Origin of the sequence: Gimesia alba (genome assembly GCF_007744675.1) — a bacterium.
GTDB lineage: Bacteria > Planctomycetota > Planctomycetia > Planctomycetales > Planctomycetaceae > Gimesia > Gimesia alba.
Genome location: NZ_CP036269.1, coordinates 2098487 through 2121170 on the forward strand (window position 1 = coordinate 2098487; position 22684 = coordinate 2121170).

Below are 22684 nucleotides of genomic sequence, written 5' to 3' on the forward strand. Positions count from 1 at the left end.
TTTTGAATTGGAATTCAGATGAATCAATGGAAGACAAATAACGGACGTACGGTGATCTCGCGACGGGAAATGTTGCGCAGGAGTTCTGCCGGCTTTGGCAGTCTGGCTTTAGCTGCCTTACTGGGAAGTAACGGTCAGGCTGCGCAGCAGAAAGTCGTTCAGCAGCCGCATTTCACCCCTAAGGCCAAGCGTGTGATCTTTCTGTTCATGCACGGCGGCCCTTCGCACATGGATACGTTCGATTACAAACCCCAGTTGCAGAAAGACAGTGGCAAGCCGCTGCCGTTTGACAAGCCTCGTGTTTTCTCAGCCACGACCGGAAATTTACTGGGGTCACCCTGGAAGTTCAAGCAACATGGCGAGAGCGGTGCCTGGGTGAGTGAAGTCTTTCCGCATGTCGCGGGATGCGTTGATGACTTATGTATTATCAATTCGATGTACGGCTCTAATTCCCGGCATGGGGGAGCACTTTTGGAATTGCATACGGGGAGTGACACGTTTGTTCGCCCCAGCATGGGATCCTGGATCACCTACGGTTTGGGATCCGAGAATCGGGACTTGCCCGGGTTTATCACCGTCTGTCCGACGTTAACCCATGGAGGCGTGAATGCCTACAGTTCTTCTTTCCTGCCCGCGGATTATCAGGGGACGCCGATTGGAAATGCCAGTATTCCGGCTGACCGCGCTTTGATCCCTTTCATCAAAAATAAAAGCGGCATTCCCTTAGCAGTACAACGTCAGGAACTGGATTTCCTGCAGCAGATGAATCGGGAGCATTTGGAAAGTTCCGGTCCCGATGCGGCATTGGAAGGGCGGATTAATTCCTTTGAGCTGGCCTATCGGATGCAGACAGCGGCTCCCGAACTGCAGGATATCAGTGATGAATCTGAGACGACGCAAAAAATGTATGGTCTGGATAATGATGTCACAAAGAATTTTGGACGCCAGTGTCTGATGGCACGTCGTTTTGCAGAGCGGGGAGTCCGTTTCGTTCAAATTACGCACAGTTATAAATGGGATCAACATTCCGGATTGAAAACGGCGATACCACGAAATGCGAAGGAAGTCGATCAGCCGATCGCTGCTTTGCTCAAAGATTTGAAGTCGCGCGGTTTGCTGGAAGACACTTTAGTTCTTTGGGGCGGGGAGTTCGGTCGGACACCTGTCAGTCAGGGAGATGACGGCCGAGATCATAATCCTCAAGGGTATACGATGTGGATGGCCGGAGGTGGCGTCAAAGGTGGATTGCAGTATGGTGCCACCGATGACTATGGCTATTATGCTGTAAAAAATAAGGTTCACATCCATGACCTGCATGCCAGCATTTTACATTTACTCGGGCTTGATCATAAAAAGTTGACCTATCAGTTTGCCGGCCGTGATTTCCGATTAACGGACGTGCATGGCGAAGTCATGTATGACCTGTTTGCCTGATTATTTTCTGTTAATAAAAAGAAAACTTTTTAGAGGTGCCTTTTGCCACAAATTCAAGTGAAGAGTGCATTGGTCGAAGCTGATGACCTGCGGGAATTCTGTTTGCAGCTACTCATGCATGCTAATCTAAAACATGAGGACGCAGAGCTGGTTGCGGACTCTCTGGTTGAATCAAACCTGCGCGGCATTGACTCGCATGGCGTGGCTCGCTTGCCGCATTATCTGGAGCGTATTCGTCAGCAAAGTATCAATGCTCGTCCCGAAATGCGGTGGGAACAACTGGGTACGGCTGCGGGCCGCGTTGACGGGGATCACGGACTCGGTCAACTGGCGATGGTCAAGGCGGCGGATCATGCGATTGAACTGGCACGCGATTCCGGAGCCGGCTGGGTTTCGATCTGTAACTCTTCGCACTGTGGTGCACTGGCTTATTATGGGTTAAGGATGGCTCAGGCGGGCATGATCGGTTTTGCTTTTACGCACGTCGATCCCATGGTCACACCCCACGGAGCACGAGAACCGTTTTGCGGAACGAATCCGATTTGCATTACCGCACCGGGAAGGCACGGGAAGTCACTTTGTCTGGATATGGCGACGAGCATTACACCCTGGAATACGATTGCCAATGCCGCGACGGAAGGGGTTTCGATTCCGGGAGACTGGGCATTGGATGCGAATGGGCAGGGGACCACTGATCCGAACGAAGTCGCTGCGATTTTTCCTTTTGGTGGTTTCAAAGGCTCGGGTCTGGGATTGATGATTGATGTATTGTGCGCGTTACTCGGAGGGGCTCCGATTGGTCCTGATATCCCTAAAATGTACGGCGATCTTTCACAAAGACGATTGCTGGGAGGCATGGTTGGAGCAATCGATATCAGCCGTTTCACATCAGTCGAATCATTCCAGGAACGGATTGGCGAGATCATTCAACGCTGGGGTGCATTACAGCCGCTTCACGAGGGTTGGCAAGTCTATTATCCGGGTGAGCCGGAAGAAGTGATGCGCCTGGAGCGAATGAAAACCGGAATTCCCGTGGGGTGTCAGTTGATTAAGCAATTCAATCAAATGGCGCAGCAACGTGGCCTGTCTCCTCTTGACGTTTCTGAATTGCCGCATGATGTGGACACAACTCTGGAAACTTCTCCTACCGAATCTCTGACTTGATTGAACATCTATGAACGGGCCATTCCTGCTGGCTGCCACTCAACTGAATATTTCCGTCCTCGATTCTGCAATCATTCTGGCGTATCTGATTATGATTACCGGGATGGGGCTGTACGTCAGTCGTAAGCAAAAGCAAACGGTCGACAGCTATTTCCTGGCGGGGCGTTCTCTTAAATGGCCTACGATTGGGTTGTCTTTATTTGCGACCAATATCTCGACCGTACATCTGATTGGTCTTGCCGCGGATGGATATCGAGTGGGCTTAGTCGTGGGAAACTTCGAGTGCCTGGCGGCGTTCACATTGATTATTCTCGGTCTGGTTTTTGCACCGATTTATCATCGCAGTGGTGTCGTGACGCTACCTGATTTTCTGGAACAGCGTTTTAGCGCGGGGTCTCGGATTGTATTGGCGATTATGGGGGTCGTCGCGGCATTGTTTATTCATATAGGCATGACACTGTATGCCGGCTCTACCATCATGCATGAGTTCTTCGGATTTGATGTTTTTACTTCTGTGATCGTGATTTCTGCCATCACAACGCTATATACGGTGGTGGGGGGATTGAAGGCGGTCGTGATTACGGAATCGATCCAGACGGTGTTACTGATTATTGGTTCGATTGCCATCACCTGGTTTGCTGCCGGGGCATTGAATGAGCAAGGGATCGATTCCTTTACAAAGCTGCGAGCCGCACTTCCCGAAAAGCACATGAGTATGTTGCATGAGAGCGGGGGGTTTTCCTGGTTTGCTTTCGTGCTGGGTTATCCTGTACTGGGAATCTGGTACTGGTGTGCCGACCAGACCATCGTGCAGCGAGTTCTGGGAGGGGAGACCGAAAAAGACGCCCAGGTTGGGCCGTTATTTGCAGGGTTCATCAAAGTTCTGCCGTTATTGATTATGGTGTTTCCTGGAGTCCTCGCATATGTCCTGTTTCGGGATCAAATTGGAGATAACCCGAATAGCGCGCTCCCTGTTTTAATCAGTCAACTGATTCCTGAAGGCCTGAAAGGCATGATTGCAGCCGGCTTACTGGCGGCACTCATGAGTACGATTGCCGGTGCCTTGAATAGTACGGCAACGTTAATCAGTATCGACGTTGTGAAAAAACTGAAACCGGAGACCAGCGATGCACGGCTGGTTGTAGTGGGGCGGATTACTGCGGTGGTCGTGATGATTCTGGCGATAGGCTGGTCAACGATGGGGAGTAAGTTTGAGAGTATCTTTTCGGGGCTCAATAGCATGATTGCCTGTCTAGCCCCTCCGATTACGGTGGTGTTTATCTGGGGCGTGCTTTGGAAACGGGGGACGGAAAAAGCGTCGCTGATTACGTTAATCGTTGGTTCAATCTTAGGCGGGCTGACATTCGTGTTAGACTTTGGTTTTGGAATGATCACCGACGATTTGGGGATTCCCTTCATGCTTCAGGCCTGGTGGTTGTTTGTGATTTGTTCGGTCGTCTTTGTAGCGATCAGCCTGTTGACACCCCCGCCAACTGCTGATCAGATCGAAATGATGTGCTGGAAGCATCCGTTGAAAGAGATTGTTTTCCGCAAACTATCGGGGGTGACCGACCCGCGGCTGATTGCGCTGCTGCTGGCGGGGATCATGTCTTCGATCTATATCACGTTTGCTTAAGCAAGTCTTGCTGGGCGGTTACTTTTCTGGCTTTGGAGTCGACTTAAGCATTTCATCAATCATCGGTACGATATGTTTCTCGTACGTAAAACCTTCTTCTCCGTATTCCTGCTTTTCATTGTCGAATCGTTTTTTCAGCTTTCCATCAGGACCGTAGACATAGGCCGCCGGGATCGCAGCCAGATTCAGACTCTCGTACAGCTCTTCATCGGGTGTACTGGAAATCAGATTGACGATGTCTGCTTTCTGTTTGGAATAGAATTCCATGAGTTCTTCGCTATTTGACTCGGGGGGGGAGTCTTTACTCCCGATATAGTTCAGATTGAATGAGACGCAGACCACTTTTTCCGGAAACTTCTTTTGTAACGCGACCAGCTGAGGGAATTCTCGTAGACAAGGTTCACACCAGGTCGACCACAAATCGACGACGACAATTTTCCCCTTTTGTTTTTTGATAAAATCCTGTGCTTGATCCCAGCTGGCAATTTCTGCCGTGACGCCGTCTTTTTCAAATGTTTTTGCGCCGGGAATGGCAGGTTCCTGTTTCTCGACCGTTGCTGGTGCAGTCTCTGGAGCCGCTTCTGTTTCAGGTGGAGTCGTGGGAGCAGGTGAGTTTTGATTGCAGCCGTGGAGCAGTATTAAACAGCATACAAAACAGAGCGTTTTTGCTGACATAAGTAAAGTCTTTCTGGAAGTCGTCTTTTTGAGAAACACGCGTTGATTGATTACTTCGACACTTTAACCATTCCGGCTGCTTTTGCCTGAGGGACTGGATCTTCATAGGGAAGTGCTTTCAGAAATTCGACGAGGTCGGCGAGTTCCTGTTTTGAAAGCTGGCTCGTGTTTCCGTGTTGATCGTCATGATTATAAATGGTGAATACCTCTTCGAGGGTTTTTGCTTTACCATGATGCAGGTAAGGAGCCGTCCGGTAGATCCCCAACAACGTAGGCGTATCATAAGCAGGTCCCATTTTTTCACCGGGGTTATCAACAGAAGTACCCACGTCGTGCCGAACAATTTTCGCGCTGGGGACTGAGTCTGTCAGGAAGGGACCGCTATGGCATGAGGCACATTTTGTCTGTTTGGAAAAGAAGAGTTCGCGACCCCGTTTGGCAGCCGGGCTGAGTCCCTTTTTAGCATAAGGGCTCAGCGTGAATTCATGTGTATTGGAATAAGCGGCCATCGCATCCAGTGCCCGCGATAAGCCTTTGTTGGGAGCATCCAGGGAAGGGTTGATTTTTCCTCTGACCAGTCCGCTACCCTGCATCAGGGGGCCGCGGATCGTATGTTCGAAGTCCTGTACTTCATCGCGATCTGCAGACCAGTGAATCGGATGCGTCCAGGCCATACCGGCCAGAGATTGGGTGTTTCTTAAGCCTTCCGGATTATGCCAGGTTCTACCATCAGATTGTCCATCGGGGTGACAGCTCGCGCAGGAGATCCATAAACGGCTCGTCATCGGCTGTAGTGCTGTGTAGAACAGGCGTTTGCCCAGAAGTATTTCTTCATCCAGTGGGTTCTCTGTTACATCTATGATTGCCCGAGGACGCAGAGTTTGTGTGTCATAAGCAACGACATTGAAGTCCAACGAATTGTAAACGTAAAACGTGTTTCCATCAGGGGCGACCCGGACCGCGCGGGGATTATGTCCCAGTCTGAGTGAAGAGCGAAACGTTAACTCGCGGTAGTCATCGTCAATGACATTGCAGACGTAGAGCTCATCGGTCCCGGCGAATACCACAAAGAACGTTTTTCCATCAGGGGTGATCGCGGTATCCCACGGGTTACAAGTCACACGGGCTCCGCGAAAGGAATCCATGGGAATTTTTCGTCGGCGTTTTCCTTCACCTGGTTTTGTATCAACAATCGAAACAATCGGGAAGATCGAACCAGCACCATGGGCTACGGTAATCCGTGAGCGAATATGGGGCAGGTATGCTTTTGCGCGACGGGGGTGCAGGGTGATCTGGCGCGAAAGATTGTCCGTGCTTCCCCCGGGCCACTCGTCGGTAGTTTTACCACTGGCGACATCAATCTGCCGAACCAGGGCGGTGTAGTATTCGGTTGTAAACAGGCTTTGATCGTCGTTAGAAATTGCAATGCCACGTAAATGACTTCCCGATGAAAATTCCCGGTTGACTTTGTGGTTATGCGTATCGATTTCTACGATCCGGCCCGGATAATCGAGCGTGACAAAGATTTTGGAACCGTCACTGGATGAGGCAACGCCGTACGGTTCATCAAAGACTTCTGTCTGCCCCGTTATTTTGCCTGAGTCTGCATCAAGAAAAACAACTATGTCTTCGTCGTAGACGGCGGTTGCCAGCTGGTGGCTTTTTCCCAGAAAGGTTACGCCTTCCGGGTGTTTGCCGACTTTGATTTCACTCTGTTTTTTATTTGATGCCAAATCGACAATCGTGACTGTGCCACTGTCGCGGTTCGAACAGGCGAGCAGCTTGCCGTCTGCAGAAATATCCATCAAGCTATTGGATTGACCGGCGCTTGCACGCTGCTGGCCCATCAACAGGCAAAGGAAACAGAGCGTTGTCAGAGGCAGGAAAAATCGAACGGACCTTGCACTGAGATACATTGAAACCCCTTTACGAAACGTGAAGATTCGCTTTGGTTTAACGCGGCAGGAAATAGAAACCCCGCTAACCGGTTCAGGAAAGCGGGGTCTACTCATTTGATAAATGATGGTCTCAAATCGTTAGTTCAAGATTTTGGAAGTATCTTTAACGATTTTATTGATCTTGTCTTTAGACAGATCGCTCTTCTTCAAAGCGTGATTGACTTTCACTTTTCCTCCGACCCACATCAATACGGTGATGTCGGCGTCTTTAGAGATTTTGTAAGAAGAAGGACCAGCTTCGCCTTCGAAGTTTGTCAAAGGTGTGTTCTTGATTTTCTTGCTGTCAGCGATCTTTTTGAGTTGAGCGCTGGATTTGTCAGCATCGTCAGTCAGATGAACAACAAACGCTGCCATTTTCTGATCACGGTTTTGACCAACTTTGTTGTCGATCTGTGCAATCAGATCTTGAACATCACCATCCATTTCGCGAGCGAAGATGTTGACTACAGGACGGCCACCATAGCTGCAACGATAGCAGAGTGACTTACCAGCGTTAGGGCCCGTACAATCATTGACTGTATATGCGCCGGGTCTTCCGCCTACTTCGATACCAGATTTCAATTCTGCTGCAGAACTGAGCGAACTGGCTGCTACGAACATTAACGCGACTGAGAGTGTAAGCAGTCTTTTCATGTATTTCTCCTTAATTTCCAATGCTTGACAAAAAATCCTGCAGGTGCAGGGGATACGTTAGTACTAACGTATCGGTGAATTTTAATGTGAGTGAATCGGGAGTGCAAACGATTTAGCACTTTTTCTTTTGGTTGCAGGAATCATAAATTCATGCGTTCTTCATCAGTTCAGGGAAGATCCTCGAAGTAAGATCTTATACATCAAGGCCTTTCCCAGATAGCGGGCAATTTCTTTGAATCCTCTCCAAATGTCTGAGAGACTACAAAACCACTGGCCTGGGATGTGTAAAAAATTCGGCCATTTGAAACAACCGCTCCTAGACACTCCCGAGAATCAATGGCAGGCCCCGTGGAAACCAGTTTCCCATTATCAGATAAATCAATCATATCCATATTCGCTCCCAGAACATAAGGCTCCGAGAGGGTAAACCGACAGCAGGCATAGTTGTGACCGATACTGCTGACGACCTTGCCCGTCTGATGATCAAACACGTTGCCTTTTCCTCGTAGTGCATTGGAAAAGATGAAATCTTTACCAACGGTCACGACGTTCAGGGCCGACGTGACGGCGTCCGATTGCCAGACCAGCGATCCGTCCTTCGCATCCAGACACCAGACAAATCGGTCCTGCGTATTTTCATTCGCACGGTTGTAGCCGCCAATATAAATCCGGCCGCCACGGGCACTCAACGTACATTTGGAAGTGACGTAATACTTGTTCGTCAGCCAGACGACCTTACCTGTTTTGGGATCGAGGCAGGCGGTAATGCCATTATTCTCGACGGGCAATCCACGCCGCCTGCGCTGGCTGCTGGCGTATCCAAAAAAGGTCGAGTAATACAGCTTGCCATCCAGAACAGCGATGCCACAATCATTTCCGCCGCGTCCATACTTAGAAAAATCTTTTTCCCAGACGACCTTGCCCGTATCCAGATCCCAGGCCCAGATTCGAGGACGATGATCTTTCGGGTAATAAGGATTGTCATTCGAATAAATCCAGCTCATCACTTCCCGTCCGTCTGGTCTGACCGCGGGTTTGCCGCCGAACGTGAATGCCTTTTCTGTTCCCTGGGCTGCATACTCGCCGGAACCGGAAGCATAGATCGCGATATTACCATGCACTACCGGGGGAAACTGACGGCTCCAACTGGGCGATCCGGTAAATGGTGCCTCCCAGAGCAATTTTCCTGTGGCAGCATCCAGACATCGCATGCGTGATTTTTTGATGCCTGCCTGCGGAATCAGAAGTTTCCCATTGATATATAGCGGCGAGGTGAATGACAGATACACGTCGGGCCAATAACGTCTCCATAACAGTCGGCCCGTGTCCTGCTCGACCGCGATGATCTGTCCTTCCGCGGTATGAGTATAAAGTCGGCCGCCGCCACAGACGGGCAGATGTTTCACCGTCCCCTCCAGTCGGCGTGCCCAGCGCATTCGCAAAGGAGGCTTCAATCCCTGGGCATTCGCATTGGTCCCACCGAAGTCTCCATAATTGGTATACCAGTCATATTTCGCATCCGCCAGAGGACCCGTGAGGGGGCTGCGAATTTTCCAGATCTCTAAATCCCGTTCCGGCAAAGCGACTGCAGGTTGTGGAACCGTGCCGTCTGCATTCAAAACATACAGATAACCATCTTCGCACGGGACATAAATCTTACCGTTGCCAATCGCGACCGGCGCCGTAATCGGTGCATCGAAAGCCGTCTTGAACGTGGTCGGCTTGCCTCCCGTCAGAGGGACCACATAGAGCTTCCCATCGAGACCGCCGTAAACGGCATGATCTTGCGTTATTACCGGAGAACATACCGAAGCCGCTTCACAGAGCACTTCTGTTTTCTCTTCTCCCATCGCGTGTCGACATAATCCAAGCCCTGCTTCCGGCCGTACCCGGTACACATCGTTCCCGCGGATACTGACCGAGGCGAAGCTGAGCAGGCCCGGATCCCGGATCGATGTTTGTGTCCCTTTAACGTAGTCTGCTTTGATTTGATCGCCTTCCAGTCGCATCACTTCCACACGTCCGGCGTTGTCCCGCCGATGCCATTGCACATAGACATTGCCTGCTGCATCAGCACTCTGACCGAATGTCGCGGGATATTCGGAGCCGGCATATTTCGGAATCTCTCCCACGGCACGCAAGTGAGGTTTCTTTCCCGCATCATCCAGAAAGACAGTACGACCTCCCGCTGGAATTACGATGCTGTTTCCCGCCAGACAGATATCGCGCGAGCAGACAAAATGATCTCGCCACGTCACTCGATCCTTGCGGTGAGCCAGCCAGTCAGCGCCGCTCCAGCGATTGCCATCGAACTCAACGACTTCTTTCACAAAGTCCCATGTCCAGGCAACCTCACCGTTCGGCTCTACTGCATAGACTTGAGCACCGAGTGTCGCAAAGTAGACGCGGTTGTTATTGACGACCGGGGCCGAAAAAATGGGCTCGCGGCAGTCAATTTCTTTGACAACAGAACCATCTTTGAGATCAAGAACATAATAGTAACCGGCGGTCGTGCCGACATGCAGATATTGATCAATAATCGCTGGTGAAGCGACATTGCTGCAGTTCCCGGCACCGCCTTTCGTAGTAAACTTCCAGAGAACCTGGTTGGTTTTCCCGTCAATTGCGAAGACCACTCCCGAGCCATCCACGACGAATATGTTTCCGTCGCTGATGACGGGAGAAGTATAAATGCCGTCCGTTAATGGAATGGCTGCCGCCAGCGATAAAGGCGTCTGGAGAGAGACGTTCGCTGCGTTTCCGGAACGTTGTGCGTTTCCTTTCAATTGAAGCCAGTCCTCGTCTGCTTGGGCGATTGTGCAGCATAAAACTAGACTCATCACTGTCTGAACCAATACAGAACTCAGTCTGATTTTCATCATCGGAATGGACTTTCTCGTGTTGCAGTTTTGAGGGAACTCAGGAGGGCCTCTTGATACAAACAGACGATTACATTGAATCAGTTGTTCGAGGTTGTCTGGTCATCTCGGCAGGGATATTTAACTGGAAATCAACACCTCGATCATAAACTGGAAATTTGAGAGAAGCTACTATTTTAACGTTATTTCGAAAATATCACCGAAATTATTTTGTGTTGATGATGATACAAAAAAACGGCTTCCGGAGAGGAAGCCGTTTTGAATTTTATGAAGTCTCAACTGTGCTTACAACAACTTGGAGACCGCTTCCCCATCGTGGGCCACCTTGAAGGGACGACCGTCGGGTGAGAAGATTTCTTTGTCCAATGGCAAGCCCAATGCCGAAGCAATCGTGGCGTTAAAGTCGGCTGGCGCTACGCCATCTTCATCAACGCTCTGACCACCTGCATCAGATTTCCCGTAGAACTGGCCTCCTTTAATTCCACCACCCATTAAGGCGGCAGAGAAGACGCCGGGATGATGGTCTCGACCCGCATTCTGGTTAATCACAGGCGTTCGCCCAAACTCAGTCGTCAGGACCACAAGTGTCTCATCCAATAGACCCAGAGCAGCCAGGTCTTTCAACAGATTGCCCAATGCTTTATCCAGGATTCCTGTACGTGTAGGCAGAATTCGGTCATCATAGATATCGCGGTGCATATCCCAGCCGCCAAACGTGACTTCCACGCAACGCACATTATTTTCCACCAGACGGCGGGCCAGCATACAGCCTTGGCCGAAGGAATTTCGACCATACTTATCGCGGTCTTCTGGTTTCTCTTCGTTCAAATCAAAGGCTTTCAACTCATCGCTGGAGAGCAGACTGGTTGCCTGTGAATAGAAGTCCGTGTAAGCCAGGACATCTTTCGTCTTGAATTTACTCTGAAACTTGCGATCGAATTTATTGATCAGATCAATACGCTTTTCGAAAGAAGTGTCAGACATGTATGCGGGAGACTGGGTATTCTCCAGACCGCGATTGGGATCGCCAATTGGCAGCGGACTGAAAGAAGGATCCAGGAATCCGGCACTCGGGTGTCGGGCGGGCGCACTAATGAGAACGGTATCAGGCAGGTTTTTATTTTGCCGGCCTTTGAAACGCTGAATCCAGGGACCCATCGAAGGATGCCGGGTTGAAGCGATCGTTTTATAGCTGGTTCGCATCATGTATTCACCGGGACCATGGGCACCGGTTTCCGTATACATCGAATTGATCACAGCCATTTTATCGAATTCTTCCGCCAGAGTTGGCAGGAATTCACTGATTTTTGTACCGGGCACACTGGTCTTAATGGCCTTGGTATCTCCTTGATTTTTATGACCTGGTTTCAAGTCAAACGTATCAAGGTGTGTCATCGCGCCAGCCATATAAAGATAGATCAACCGCTTGGCTTTTCCACCTTTCGCTTTCGCAGGCGCCGCTTCCACCATTTGGTTGAATACCGGAAGTACGCTGACTCCCAGTGCTGATTTCGCGGCATATTCAAGAAACTGTCGCCGACCCACTCCGTCGAGTTTTGAAAGGATATCTCGCATTAACTGTGCCTTTTATAGTGAATTAGTATTATTTGTTTTTAATCCAGGTCCCGGCTGGTTTGCCGGGACTTTAGGTTATGCAAACTATTGGATAAACAGAAACTCGCGTGTATTCACGAGTGACCAGATGACGTTTCCATAACCGGCCGGCCCGTTCTTTTCGATTTCATCCATGGCAATCTTGGACTCTTCGCTGTCAGGCCGTCGATTCAGAATGGTCATGAAAATGACATCGACGCCGTCTTTAATTGTTTTCTGTTCGATGACGTTGTTGTAAATCGTCGAACCCTTTTCCAACATCATGTGTGTGACAGGTCCGTTAAACATAAACAGGATCTGTGGCACCGAACCCGAGTCGGAAGAGGCGGAGATCAACTCACGATCTGATTGACCAAACGTTCGCAAAAAGTGACTGGGTGGAACCGGGGAAGGAAGTTCTGAAGCACGTGCCAGTAACTGGCCTTTGTACTTATACTTCTTTTCCCGTTTGTAACGCGTTTTGTCGATCTCTGCCCGCTTCTTTACATCTGCTTCCAGAACTTCTTCCGCAGTCGCCGTATTCAAGTCGACTGCGATAATGTCCGATTTGAGATTTGAGGGAAACTCTCGGTATTCTTCCGGATCGACAACTGCCAGGGTTAGAAACGAATCCCAGGCTTGCTCTGCCGTCATCCGACGCAGTACCGGACCTGGAAAATGGTATTGTTCGCTTAAAGAAACATCGGTTGTGGATGCTTCTCTCTGATAAGTTTTCGTATTGAACAGAATACGCAGATATTCCTTCATATCGAAATTGAGACGTTTCATCTCGGATTCGAGATACTTCATCAATTCAGGGTTTTCCGCGACAGTATGATCCATCATGTCGTCCACAGGCTCAATCTGACCGCGTCCGAAGACCTGCGTCCAGAGTCGATTGGAAATCGTCAGCGCAAAACGGGGATTGTCTTTAGATACCATCCAGCGGGCAAACGCCTGACGGGGTGCTTCCCCTTTTTTGATGTCAGCTGGTTTCCCAAAAATCGTTTTGGGCTCTACCACCGATTTTGGCTTAGCGTCTGAATAAGCATAGTCATGCGGCAGTTGAATTTTACGGTTGATCTGGTCATTCACGACCATCATATTCACCCGAATCATCCGGTTGAATCGCCCCTGATTGCGGCGTCGATCTTTTTCTTCCTGACCCATTTCCTGATATTCTTTTCGCAGACGTCGGTTCGGGTCTTCGCCGGTATAGAAGCGTTTGTCGCGACCACTGGCGCGGGTTGAGGAACCGAATGTAAAGGCAGCCATCTGGTAGAATTCTTTTTGCTTCCAGCGATCGAACGGATGATCGTGACACTGAGCACATCCAATCCGGGTTCCCAGGAAGATTCGAACGGTGTTGTTCATGTTATCCAGAGGCATGCCGGAATCACGTTGCAGATAACCGGTGGCAGGGTTTTCCCAGATCAGCCCTTCGGCGGTAATCATTTCCTGGACCATTTTGTCCCAGGGTTTATTTTCAGCCAGAGACTGTTTGATCCACTGACGATAAGGGGCACCGTCCACATTGTTATTCAGGCGGTCGGTATAACGAAAGACATCAGCCCAGTAATTGAAGTAGTGGCTGGCGTAACCATCGCTGTCGAGCAAGCGGTCAATCAAACGTTTCCTTTTGTCCGGATGTCGCGATGCCAGGAAGTAACGGGTTTCCCGATAGGTGGGAATCGTTCCCGTGATATCCAGATAGATGCGACGCAGGAATTGTTCATCCGACGCCAGTGGGTTAGGTTTGACTTTGTATTTGGAATAATTGGCTTCGACCAGTTTGTCGATTTTTTCGGCTGATCTGAGTGCCGACGAAAGCTTCGTGGGGCTGACCGGTTTGGATTTCACCATGAACCGGGGGGGCAAGGGCTCTTCTTTTTTCGGTGCCGCTTTTTTCGCTGCTCTTCTGCGCGGTGCCGCTTCAGAATCGGGCAGGCTTGAAAAAATGAGAAACGTTAAAACGACAGCACAACTTCCATACAACTTCCAGTGCCGCGTAAGTCCACCCGGGCAACTGACCTGTTTTCCTGACATGCAATAACTCCCTCAGTCGTTCCTTGAGTAATCAGATATGACCGAACACCAGACTATAACAAAGATTATGATCTGGCCTCGTATCATTTATTCTACACAAAACAGATCAGGAATAACTAATGCAAACTCGATTAATTTTTTCTTAAGAGTTTGGATTTATTGAAACAGACAGGGTACAAAAAGTAACTGTTCACAAGGGGAGTGAACTCCGTTTCAACTGATTCAAGTGCTATGAATCATTCAGAAATACCTGATACCATATAACACCTCTCTTCTTTCCTGAATCTCATTGTTTATTTGTGAATAATTTTCAGTTCTTGACACAGCCGTGATGTTTTCTAAGCTACGCCTCTTATGCGTCGCGCGCGAGAAAACACTTTCTTCAGTTGATTCCTTTTTCACCTGATGATGTTATCACCATAAAACCCTCTCGTTTGACGCAGTTCAGTATCTGAACGGTTTGCATGCATGCTGGACCTTCACTGTCAATTTTATGTCGTTCGACACGCTTCGAACGCATATCGGCGCTTTGTCGGTGCTGATTCAGCATCTGTTCGTCACCTTTCCACCACTGATGGCGCTTGACTGAATCACGCCGTTCGCGAAGATCAACCTCTCGCAAAGCATCACTGAGAAAATAAATAAAACGGAACAGAATCAGCATCAGTAACCTCATCATATTTGAACTCCTCGGTTTAACGGTCTTCTCCTCATTGCAACGAAATTGTGCTCTCTCTCCTTAGTAAAGAAAGACGTCGTCTCGGCTCAGACATTCTACTCGATGGTCTGCTGCGCGTCCTGAATGAAAATCGGGCACCGGTGCAGAGAGAGAAGTGAATGGGGGATGTTTGTGGTCACTCTTACTTGATTCAGCCGGGCAGTCTGGTACAGTGAAGATTCCTCAATTTCGTCGGCGTGCTCAGACTTGAAACTTCATTCAACAACCAGGAGCAGTTTTCGTGAACTCTTTTCCCCGCTTCATCGTGATGCAGACGCTGGTCTGGTTTTGTCTGATTGCCTTCACACCGTTGAGTTTGTCCTTCGCGAACGAGAAACCACAACAACCCAATATCGTGGTTGTGCTGGTCGATGATCTCCGCTGGGATGAACTGGGCTGCATGGGACATCCTTTTGTCCGCACGCCCCACATCGATCGCATCGCTCGGGAAGGGGCGCGCTTTCGCAATGCGTTTTGCTCAACACCTCTCTGTTCTCCCGTCCGGGCCTGCCTGCTCACTGGCCTGTATACTCACAATCACGGCATCTTCGATAACATCAATCGCAGCAAACACAGCCATACACTGAAGACGTTTCCTCAGTCATTGCAGAAAGCGGGTTACGAAACCGGCTATGTCGGCAAGTGGCATATGGGGAACGATGATACCGCCCGCCCCGGTTTTGATTACTGGGTCAGCATGAAAGGGCAGGGGACCTCCTTTGATCCGGTCTTGAATATTAATGGCGAGCGCATTCCGCAGCAGGGACATACGACCGATGTCCTCAACCGGAAAGTCAATGAATTCGTGAAACAGAAAAGGGACAAACCCTTCTGCCTCTATATCGCCCATAAGGCGCTGCACCCGGAATTGACCCAGCGCGACGATGGCAGCATCACCGACCCCTCCGCAGCGAAGTTCATGCCCGCCAAACGGCATGAGAACTTATACACGAACGATGCCATCCCGCGTCGATTAAATGTCGTCGATTCTCTGGAAGGCAAACGCGCACTCAAACGCACCGTTCCCGGACTGCCTCCACTCAGTCAGCAGACAGGCACCAGTGACGAAGTGATTCGCGATCGTCTGCGGATGCTGGCCGGCATCGACGAAGGAGTGGGCCAGTTATGTGACCTGTTGGAACAGCAAAATCAGCTCGACAATACCGTGTTTGTCTTCACCAGTGATCACGGTTACTGGTATGGCGAACATGGTTTGAGTGTCGAACGCCGCCTGCCTTATGAGGAGGGCATTCGTGTTCCACTTTTGGTGCGTTATCCGCCGCTCGTCAAAGCGGGCACGCTGATTGATCAGTTCGCCGTCAGTGTTGATCTGGCTCCGACCATCCTGGATCTGGCACAGGTCAAAGCCGATCACAAATTCGACGGCGTCAGTCTGGTTCCCTTGCTCAAAGGGGAGCAGCCTGCCAACTGGCGGCAGTCGTTTCTGGTCGAATACAACAGCGATACCGTGTTTCCCCGCCTGGTCAAGATGGGCTACAAAGCCGTCCGCACGCCGCGCTGGAAGTACATTCAGTTTAACGAGCTGGAAGGCATGGACGAGCTCTACGATGTCCAGAACGATCCTTACGAATTCAAAAATCGGATCGACGACCCAGCAATGCAGGACACGATCAAAACCTTGCAGGCAGAGTTACAGCGATTGATGAATTGAATCAGCAGGGGCTTCTCATCATGGATGATCATGGGTAAGCCCGAATGCAATTCGGGCCGAGCGCAGCGAGCAGGAGGTTACGGTGCAAGCTTACAATAACATGAAGGCTCCGAGTCAAAGTCCATCAGAGATACCTTTCTCAAACGGTGGTGTTGTAACATCCTGTTGTTTTCAACAACCCCGAATTGCATTCGGCCCCCTCACAGCCCTCTGATCAATCGGCATTGATGCGTCGCCGATTTCGCTTTTTTCGATCACTTTTCCTCTCTCCCGCTTCATTCTCCTCTCAGGGGACCTCATAATAAACTAAGTTAATATATTCCCGGCGTGCCAAATCGCCCTTTGTCATTCCCACCTGAGACCTCAACAGGATCCTTTCATGCCGCTGTCATCCTCTTTGAAACAGGTTCGCCTGACGATCGTACTCACTGCTGTTTTTTCAGTATTCCTGATCAGTCTGACAGTGAGTGCAATTTCAGCTGATAAAACGGAAGATGCCAAACCAAAGGTCGATTATTCGTCCGAGATGCCCCGCATCCTGCCGCGGACGCCGGCCGAAGCATTGAAGTCGTTCAAGCTGCACGATGATTTTCAAATCGAACTCGTCGCAGCAGAACCGTTGGTCCGCGATCCGGTCGCCATGTGTTTTGATGAGCGCGGGCGTGCCTACGTCATCGAAATGCCCGAGTACAACGATGCCAACAAAGAGGGCTACAGTTCGGTCAAACTTCTGGAAGATACCAACGGCGATGGAAAATATGACAAGAGCTATCCCTTCCTGACCGATATGACATTGCCCACCGCGGTTTGCAGTTATAAAGGGGGCGTCTTTGTCGGCGCACCGCCCTATGTCTATTACTGCAAAGACACGGACGGCGACCGTAAAGCCGATGTGCGCGAAATCGTGATGACCGGCTTTGGACGCGACAAAGGGGACGAAGGCATGATCAATTCATTTCGCTGGGGCCTCGATAACAAGATTCATTTTTCCACAGGCACCGATGGGGGCGTGATTACCGTTGCCGCTGACAAGGAGAAAAAAACTTACAACACCCGGGGCCGCGGGGTCATTCTCGATCCTGAAACCCGTACGATTGAACTGACCACAGGCGGCGGTCAGCATGGCATGAGCCTGGGAATCTGGAACCGCAACTTCGTCTGCTCGAATGGCGTTCCCATGCAGGTGCTGATGTACGATGACCGTTATATCGCCCGCAATCCCTATCTGGCACCACCGGCAGCCCCCGTTTCGATTGCCCCCGGCGGCAAATTTACAAAACTGCTCCGCATCAGTCAGATTGAACCCTGGCGCATTTTGCGAACGCGATTGCGTGCCCAGAGTGCAAAAGGGGACTATGAAAAAGGGAACCCATCCGGTTACTTCACGGCGGCCACTGGTGTCACCGTTTATCGGGGAGACGCTTGGCCTTTAGAATTTCAAGGTAACATCTTTGTGGGCGAGCCCGCCAATAATCTGGTCTATCGCGCCGCGCCCCAGCCCGACGGATTGTCTCTCGTCGCACCGCGTGCCGATCAGGATGCGGAATTTCTGGCCTCGACCGATGTCTGGTTTCGACCGGTCCAGTTTGAGAACGGACCCGACGGCGCGTTGTACGTTCTGGACATGTACCGCGAGCTCATCGAAGGCGCGCCCTTCATCCCGGAAGACATTCTGAAACACATCGATCCGATTGGCGGTCAGGAAATGGGACGCATCTATCGCATCGTTCCCAAAGATTTTCAGCAGCCGACACTGCCCGATTTCGAAACACTTTCCTCAAAAGAACTGGTCGCATTATTGGAAAGTGATAACGGCTGGACTCGCGATACTGCCCAGCGTCTGTTGTTCGAACGTCAGGATACCTCCGTCAGCAATGATTTAATTCAACTGGCAAGAAAATCCGGCAAGCCGATTACCCGGGCAACCGCACTCTGGTCGCTGCAAGGGACAAAATCACTCGATGAGGGGACGCTGCTCAAAGGGCTCAAGGACGAGAATTTTCAAGTCAGAAAACAGGCCTTGCAGATCGCAGAGCAGTATGCAAACTCAGCTAATATTCAGAAACAGATGCTGGCACTGGCTAGTGATCCATCGCTGGAAGTCCAGTACCAGGCCGCTTTTTCACTGGGCGCTTTTGAATCCTCAGCACGCAATCAGGCACTCGCTGATCTGCTGACACGCCATGTAGATAACAAATGGATGCGCATGGCCGTTCAGAGTTCTCTGAACAAGGGAGCCGGTGAAGTCTTTGCACTGCTGGTGAAGAATCCAACGTTACTCAAGCAGAAACCGGCTCAGGCATTTCTTATCTCGTTGGCAGTGCAGATAGGAGCTCAGAAGGATTCAGAGAACGTGAAGCGGCTCTTGTCGTCTCTGAAATCGTTGCCGGCAGCAGATCAGAAATTCGCCGAAATCTTATTCCGCAATTTGCTCTCTCGCGCTTCGGGGACCACGAAAACGGTGATAAACCAATCGTCCAGCGGACATACGGCGAAGCTTTTGAAAGGGATGATGCAAACCGCGATGCAACAGGCTACCAATGCCAAACTGCCTGTGAAAGCCCGCGTGGATGCCATTCCGACATTGAGCATTGGAAAATTTGATGATACCGGAGATGTCTTCGAAGAACTGCTTACCGTACAGCAACCTTTGCCAATCCGCCAGCGCGCCATCACGGCGCTGGGTTTGGTTAACGATCTTCGTGTTGCCGCACTGCTGATTGAGTCCTGGCCGGGCTTCAGTCCGCAGCTACGAATGAGTGCGGTCGAAACTCTGTTTTCCCGCAAGCCCTGGATGGTGAGTTTGCTCGATTCGATCAAGGCAGGCAAGATTAACCCCGGCGATATCAGCCCCGAACGGGTTCAACTGTTAAAGACAAATCCGGACAGCAAAATCAAGAAACGGGCCGATGCCCTGTTTCATAATCAGCGATTAACGGGGCGCTCCGATATCGTCAAAGAATATCAGGCCGCGCTCAAACTCAAGGGAGATCCCGCGAACGGCAAACTGGTGTTCAAGAAAGCCTGCTCTGCCTGCCACCGTCTGGAGAATGTCGGCGTGCAACTCGGTGCCGACTTGAAAGCCATCAAAGATCGCGGCACGGAAGCGGTTCTGCTGAATATTCTCGATCCGAATCGGGAAGTGAAGCCACAGTATGTGACCTATCTGCTCGTCACCACGCAAGGCAGAACGCTTACAGGACTGATCAAAGAAGAAAATGCGAACAGCATCACCATCGCCCGCGCCGATGGAACACAGGATACTGTGCTCCGCATTGACATTGATGAAATGATCAGCTCGAAGCTCTCCTTTATGCCCGAAGGACTCGAAAAGCAGATCAACAAACAGGAAATGGCCGACCTGCTCGCTTATCTGAATGCAACCAAATAGTCGATTTTCTGAGGATGCGAGTCAGGTCACAATTCGCACGAACCGACGACGGAATTCGCTCGGCGTCTGTCCGAAGCGGCGGCGAAAATGAATGGTAAATCGGGAAGGATCGGCATAGCCGACCCGCGCGGCAATCTCGTGGATGGGACGATTCGATTGTCGCAGCAAATTCGCTGCTTTCTGTATCCGCAGTTCAATCAGATAGTCACTGAATCCCAGCCCCAATGTGTCGCGGAACAGACGCGCCAGATGGCCCGGGCTGCATCCGGCGATCTGCTTTGCCAGTTCCGGAAGTCGAATTGATTCATGGAAATGAAACGCCAGATACGCACAGGCGCGGGACAAGGGGTCGCGCGGCAGAGATTGGTCGTGGGTAGCATCAGCCAGCCGAAACCAAATGGCATCCAGGTGAGTCAACGCTTCCTCTTCCGCTTCTTCCACACTGCCGGCGACAATTGCATCCACCAGCGGTCGATGCGATTCAAACAAAACTGAAAGATCGGGCCAGCATTCTTTGATCGTTTTAATACGGAACGCATTCTGTGCCTCAAACGCGGCCTGCCACGACTGGGCTAAACCGGGTACGTTAGCCAGGTCGATGATTGCCTGATGCAGCCCCCGGTCATCATTGGCAAAGCGGCGATAATCTCCTTTTTCGGATGCGATTTGCAGCTTTTGAAACCGCTTGAGTAACTTCTGGGGATCGCTGCCTTGCTGTACATTTTCAGCTGCATAACGCGCGGCAAAACTTTCCAGAGTCGCACGCAGTCTGGTTACGGATTTCATTGGTGTTTGATTCATTGTCTCTGTTTTTCGAATACGTCCTATGTGAATTCGCGCGCCAAGTTGCATCTATACAATATTGTATCCGTTTGCACAGAAAGTAAAATGGATGGTTCCCGGGACTGCTTGTGAAACTGAGTTTAAGTAGAATGAGAGTCTACATCCATTGAATGAACGCGCTAAGGAATCTCTGATGAAACCGATATTGATGTTTCTTGTCTGGTTACTGATCCCGCTGACTGGATTCGCAGAGCAGAAGCTGCTTCTGCAACGTGATTTTGAAGCGGAGGCGGTCGGAGAACCGCCTCAGGGCGGGATGGCATTTCTTCCCGGTTCGAAACCCGACGTCAAGGTGGTGGGATTGGGCGCGGGGCAGTCATCTCGGTGCCTCAAAGCAGTGCGTTCGGATTCCGGAAGGCTGACCGCACTTGCGTTTGAGTTTTCTGAACCACAGCAGCGAGTTCTTATTGAACTTTCGTTTGCGTTTTCACCGGGTAAAGGGCGTTCGTTGAATCTCTGGTCCTTCGAGCCAAAGGGACAGGATGCAAGCCAGTTTAATCTGTGTATTCAGAATGGTTCGTTGCAGCAGTACGACGGACGCACTAAAACCTGGCAGGTGATTTCGCGCAATGTAAAGCCATCAACCGATGCGGACCATCCCGTGTGGCATCGCCTGAAGATGGTCTTTGATGCGAAGCAACCGGGAATTGATTTCTGGTTGTCCCAACCGGGGACGCTCTCTTTACCGAAAAAGCCCACAGGCACACTCCACACATATCGTACCAATCTGGATCTCGCAGGCATCGCACTCGTGTCCGGCAAACGTTTGGCACCGGATGCCTGGTATTATGTTGATGACCTGATTGTGCAGGGAGGGCCACAGCTTCCTTCGCCGGGAATGGTCAAACCATTGCCGAAACCGGTGACGCTTTGGACGGGTCCACCGATTCCGGCTGACTTCGAAAAAATTCCCTTCGTGCCCGGAATGACGCATCAGACGATTCACCGTGCTACGAAAGACGGTTATAAATTTCTGCATGGTGCCGCCATTATCGCTCACAAGGGAACGTTATACGCGAACTGGGCCAACAGTCCGAAGAATGAAAACGGTCCAGAGGAAACACTGCAGGGCCGACGTTCGAAAGATGGCGGCAAGACCTGGTCGGATCTGGAAATAATCGGCCCGGGCTTTGAAGGTCCTGACCGTCACAGTCACGGCGTATTGCTGGTGCATCAGGGGAAGCTCTGGACCATCTGCAGTCGGTTTGGGATCGGCAAACCGGCAAAGCGATTTCCCGGCTTGCAGGCAGAAGCGTTTGTCTTGAATGAAGCCACCGATGCTTGGGAGTCACAGGGTATTGTCATGCAGAACTGCTGGCCTTATGACGAACCGGTGCGCATGGAGAACGGGAATCTGATTACCGGCGGACAGGACAAAGACGGCTTGCCCGTCGTTGCCATCAGTCACGGGGATGATCTTACCCGTTGGGATACCGTGTTGATTCCGTTTCCCCCCGAACTGAAGCCGTCCTTTGCCGAAACCACGGTGATGGCAAGCGGGAAGACTGTGCGCGCCATTATTCGCGGCGGTGCGGGTGTGGCCTGGATCGCGACCAGCGATGACTATGGCCGGACCTGGTCTCCCGCAAAGCAGAGTAATTTACCCATGCCGCGCAGTAAGGCCTATTTCGGAAAGTTAAGTACGGGACAGGAATATCTGGTTTCGAATTTAAAGAACCGAGACACGCTGGTGATTTCGGTGAGTAAGCCAGGGGAAACTACATTGAGCCGGATGTGGAAGATCCGTCACGGCAAGTCCGGGCCTCCCCGCTTTACCGGATTTGCCAAAGGGAAGCAGTGGTCGTATCCCTATGCCCATGAGCACGATGGCAAACTCTACGTTGTGTATTCCATCGGTAAGGAGGATTGTGGCCTGTCGATTCTGCCCCTTGAATCATTGCAGGTCCCTGCAGATTCAAACTCTGGACAGTGAAATCCAGCGTTTTCTTTTTTCGGCGCTCTTCTGAAACTCCCTTAAAGTCTTTGAGATTCCCATATCGAAAGATTCGGGGGCGCAGTGCGCGAATACGGCGCGAATCGAT

General features: G+C 50.8%; 14 protein-coding genes. 6 read left to right on the plus strand and 8 right to left on the minus strand.

The window, feature by feature from the left end:
• The first annotated feature begins 18 nt into the window (after positions 1-18).
• From Pan241w_RS08010 to Pan241w_RS08020, 3 genes are read left to right on the plus strand one after another with little or no spacing between them, the layout of a single operon-like run.
• On the plus strand, positions 19-1434 hold the full coding sequence (locus tag Pan241w_RS08010; RefSeq protein ID WP_145213511.1) for a DUF1501 domain-containing protein: 1416 nt from the start codon (positions 19-21) through the stop codon (positions 1432-1434).
• 42 nt (positions 1435-1476) lie between these two features.
• The gene (locus Pan241w_RS08015) at positions 1477-2598 is read left to right on the plus strand and encodes an Ldh family oxidoreductase (protein ID WP_145213514.1); all 1122 of its coding nucleotides are present in this window, start codon (positions 1477-1479) and stop codon (positions 2596-2598) included.
• A 10-nt stretch (positions 2599-2608) separates the two neighbouring features.
• Positions 2609-4234, plus strand: coding sequence for a sodium:solute symporter (locus Pan241w_RS08020; protein WP_145213517.1), 1626 nt, complete (start codon positions 2609-2611; stop codon positions 4232-4234).
• A gap of 18 nt (positions 4235-4252) precedes the next feature.
• Here the strand turns inward: Pan241w_RS08020 and Pan241w_RS08025 are convergent, their stop codons facing one another.
• The 7 genes from Pan241w_RS08025 to Pan241w_RS08055 all read right to left on the minus strand — a co-directional run bounded on the left by Pan241w_RS08025 (position 4253) and on the right by Pan241w_RS08055 (position 14682).
• Positions 4253-4909, minus strand: a complete 657-nt coding sequence (locus Pan241w_RS08025) for a TlpA disulfide reductase family protein (RefSeq protein WP_145213520.1) — start codon at positions 4907-4909, stop codon at positions 4253-4255.
• Between the two features lie 50 nt (positions 4910-4959).
• On the minus strand, positions 4960-6825 hold the full coding sequence (locus Pan241w_RS08030) for a beta-propeller fold lactonase family protein (protein WP_198000396.1): 1866 nt from the start codon (positions 6823-6825) through the stop codon (positions 4960-4962).
• Positions 6826-6945: 120 nt separating this feature from the next.
• Entirely contained in the window at positions 6946-7500 is a 555-nt protein-coding gene (locus Pan241w_RS08035; protein WP_232107386.1) for a hypothetical protein, read from the minus strand.
• Between the two features lie 200 nt (positions 7501-7700).
• On the minus strand, positions 7701-10382 hold the full coding sequence (locus Pan241w_RS08040; protein ID WP_145213526.1) for a PQQ-binding-like beta-propeller repeat protein: 2682 nt from the start codon (positions 10380-10382) through the stop codon (positions 7701-7703).
• A 282-nt stretch (positions 10383-10664) separates the two neighbouring features.
• Positions 10665-11954: a DUF1501 domain-containing protein gene (locus tag Pan241w_RS08045; RefSeq protein WP_145213529.1), complete on the minus strand. Its 1290-nt coding sequence runs from the start codon at positions 11952-11954 to the stop codon at positions 10665-10667.
• Between the two features lie 84 nt (positions 11955-12038).
• A complete protein-coding gene (locus Pan241w_RS08050) occupies positions 12039-14018 on the minus strand; it encodes a DUF1549 domain-containing protein (protein ID WP_145213531.1) in 1980 nt (659 codons plus the stop codon).
• Positions 14019-14400: 382 nt separating this feature from the next.
• On the minus strand, positions 14401-14682 hold the full coding sequence (locus Pan241w_RS08055) for a hypothetical protein (RefSeq protein WP_145213533.1): 282 nt from the start codon (positions 14680-14682) through the stop codon (positions 14401-14403).
• Positions 14683-14977: 295 nt separating this feature from the next.
• On the opposite strand from Pan241w_RS08055, the gene Pan241w_RS08060 reads away from it, so the two are divergent.
• Both Pan241w_RS08060 and Pan241w_RS08065 read left to right on the plus strand, forming a co-directional pair.
• Positions 14978-16408: a sulfatase family protein gene (locus tag Pan241w_RS08060; RefSeq protein WP_145213536.1), complete on the plus strand. Its 1431-nt coding sequence runs from the start codon at positions 14978-14980 to the stop codon at positions 16406-16408.
• Between the two features lie 379 nt (positions 16409-16787).
• Positions 16788-19799, plus strand: a complete 3012-nt coding sequence (locus Pan241w_RS08065) for a PVC-type heme-binding CxxCH protein (protein WP_145213539.1) — start codon at positions 16788-16790, stop codon at positions 19797-19799.
• Between the two features lie 21 nt (positions 19800-19820).
• On the opposite strand, the gene Pan241w_RS08070 is transcribed toward Pan241w_RS08065, so the two are convergent.
• On the minus strand, positions 19821-20600 hold the full coding sequence (locus tag Pan241w_RS08070) for a helix-turn-helix domain-containing protein (RefSeq protein WP_198000397.1): 780 nt from the start codon (positions 20598-20600) through the stop codon (positions 19821-19823).
• 175 nt (positions 20601-20775) lie between these two features.
• Here Pan241w_RS08070 and Pan241w_RS08075 point away from each other — a divergent pair, with 175 nt between their 5' ends.
• The gene (locus Pan241w_RS08075) at positions 20776-22575 is read left to right on the plus strand and encodes an exo-alpha-sialidase (RefSeq protein ID WP_145213545.1); all 1800 of its coding nucleotides are present in this window, start codon (positions 20776-20778) and stop codon (positions 22573-22575) included.
• Positions 22576-22684: the final 109 nt, after the last annotated feature.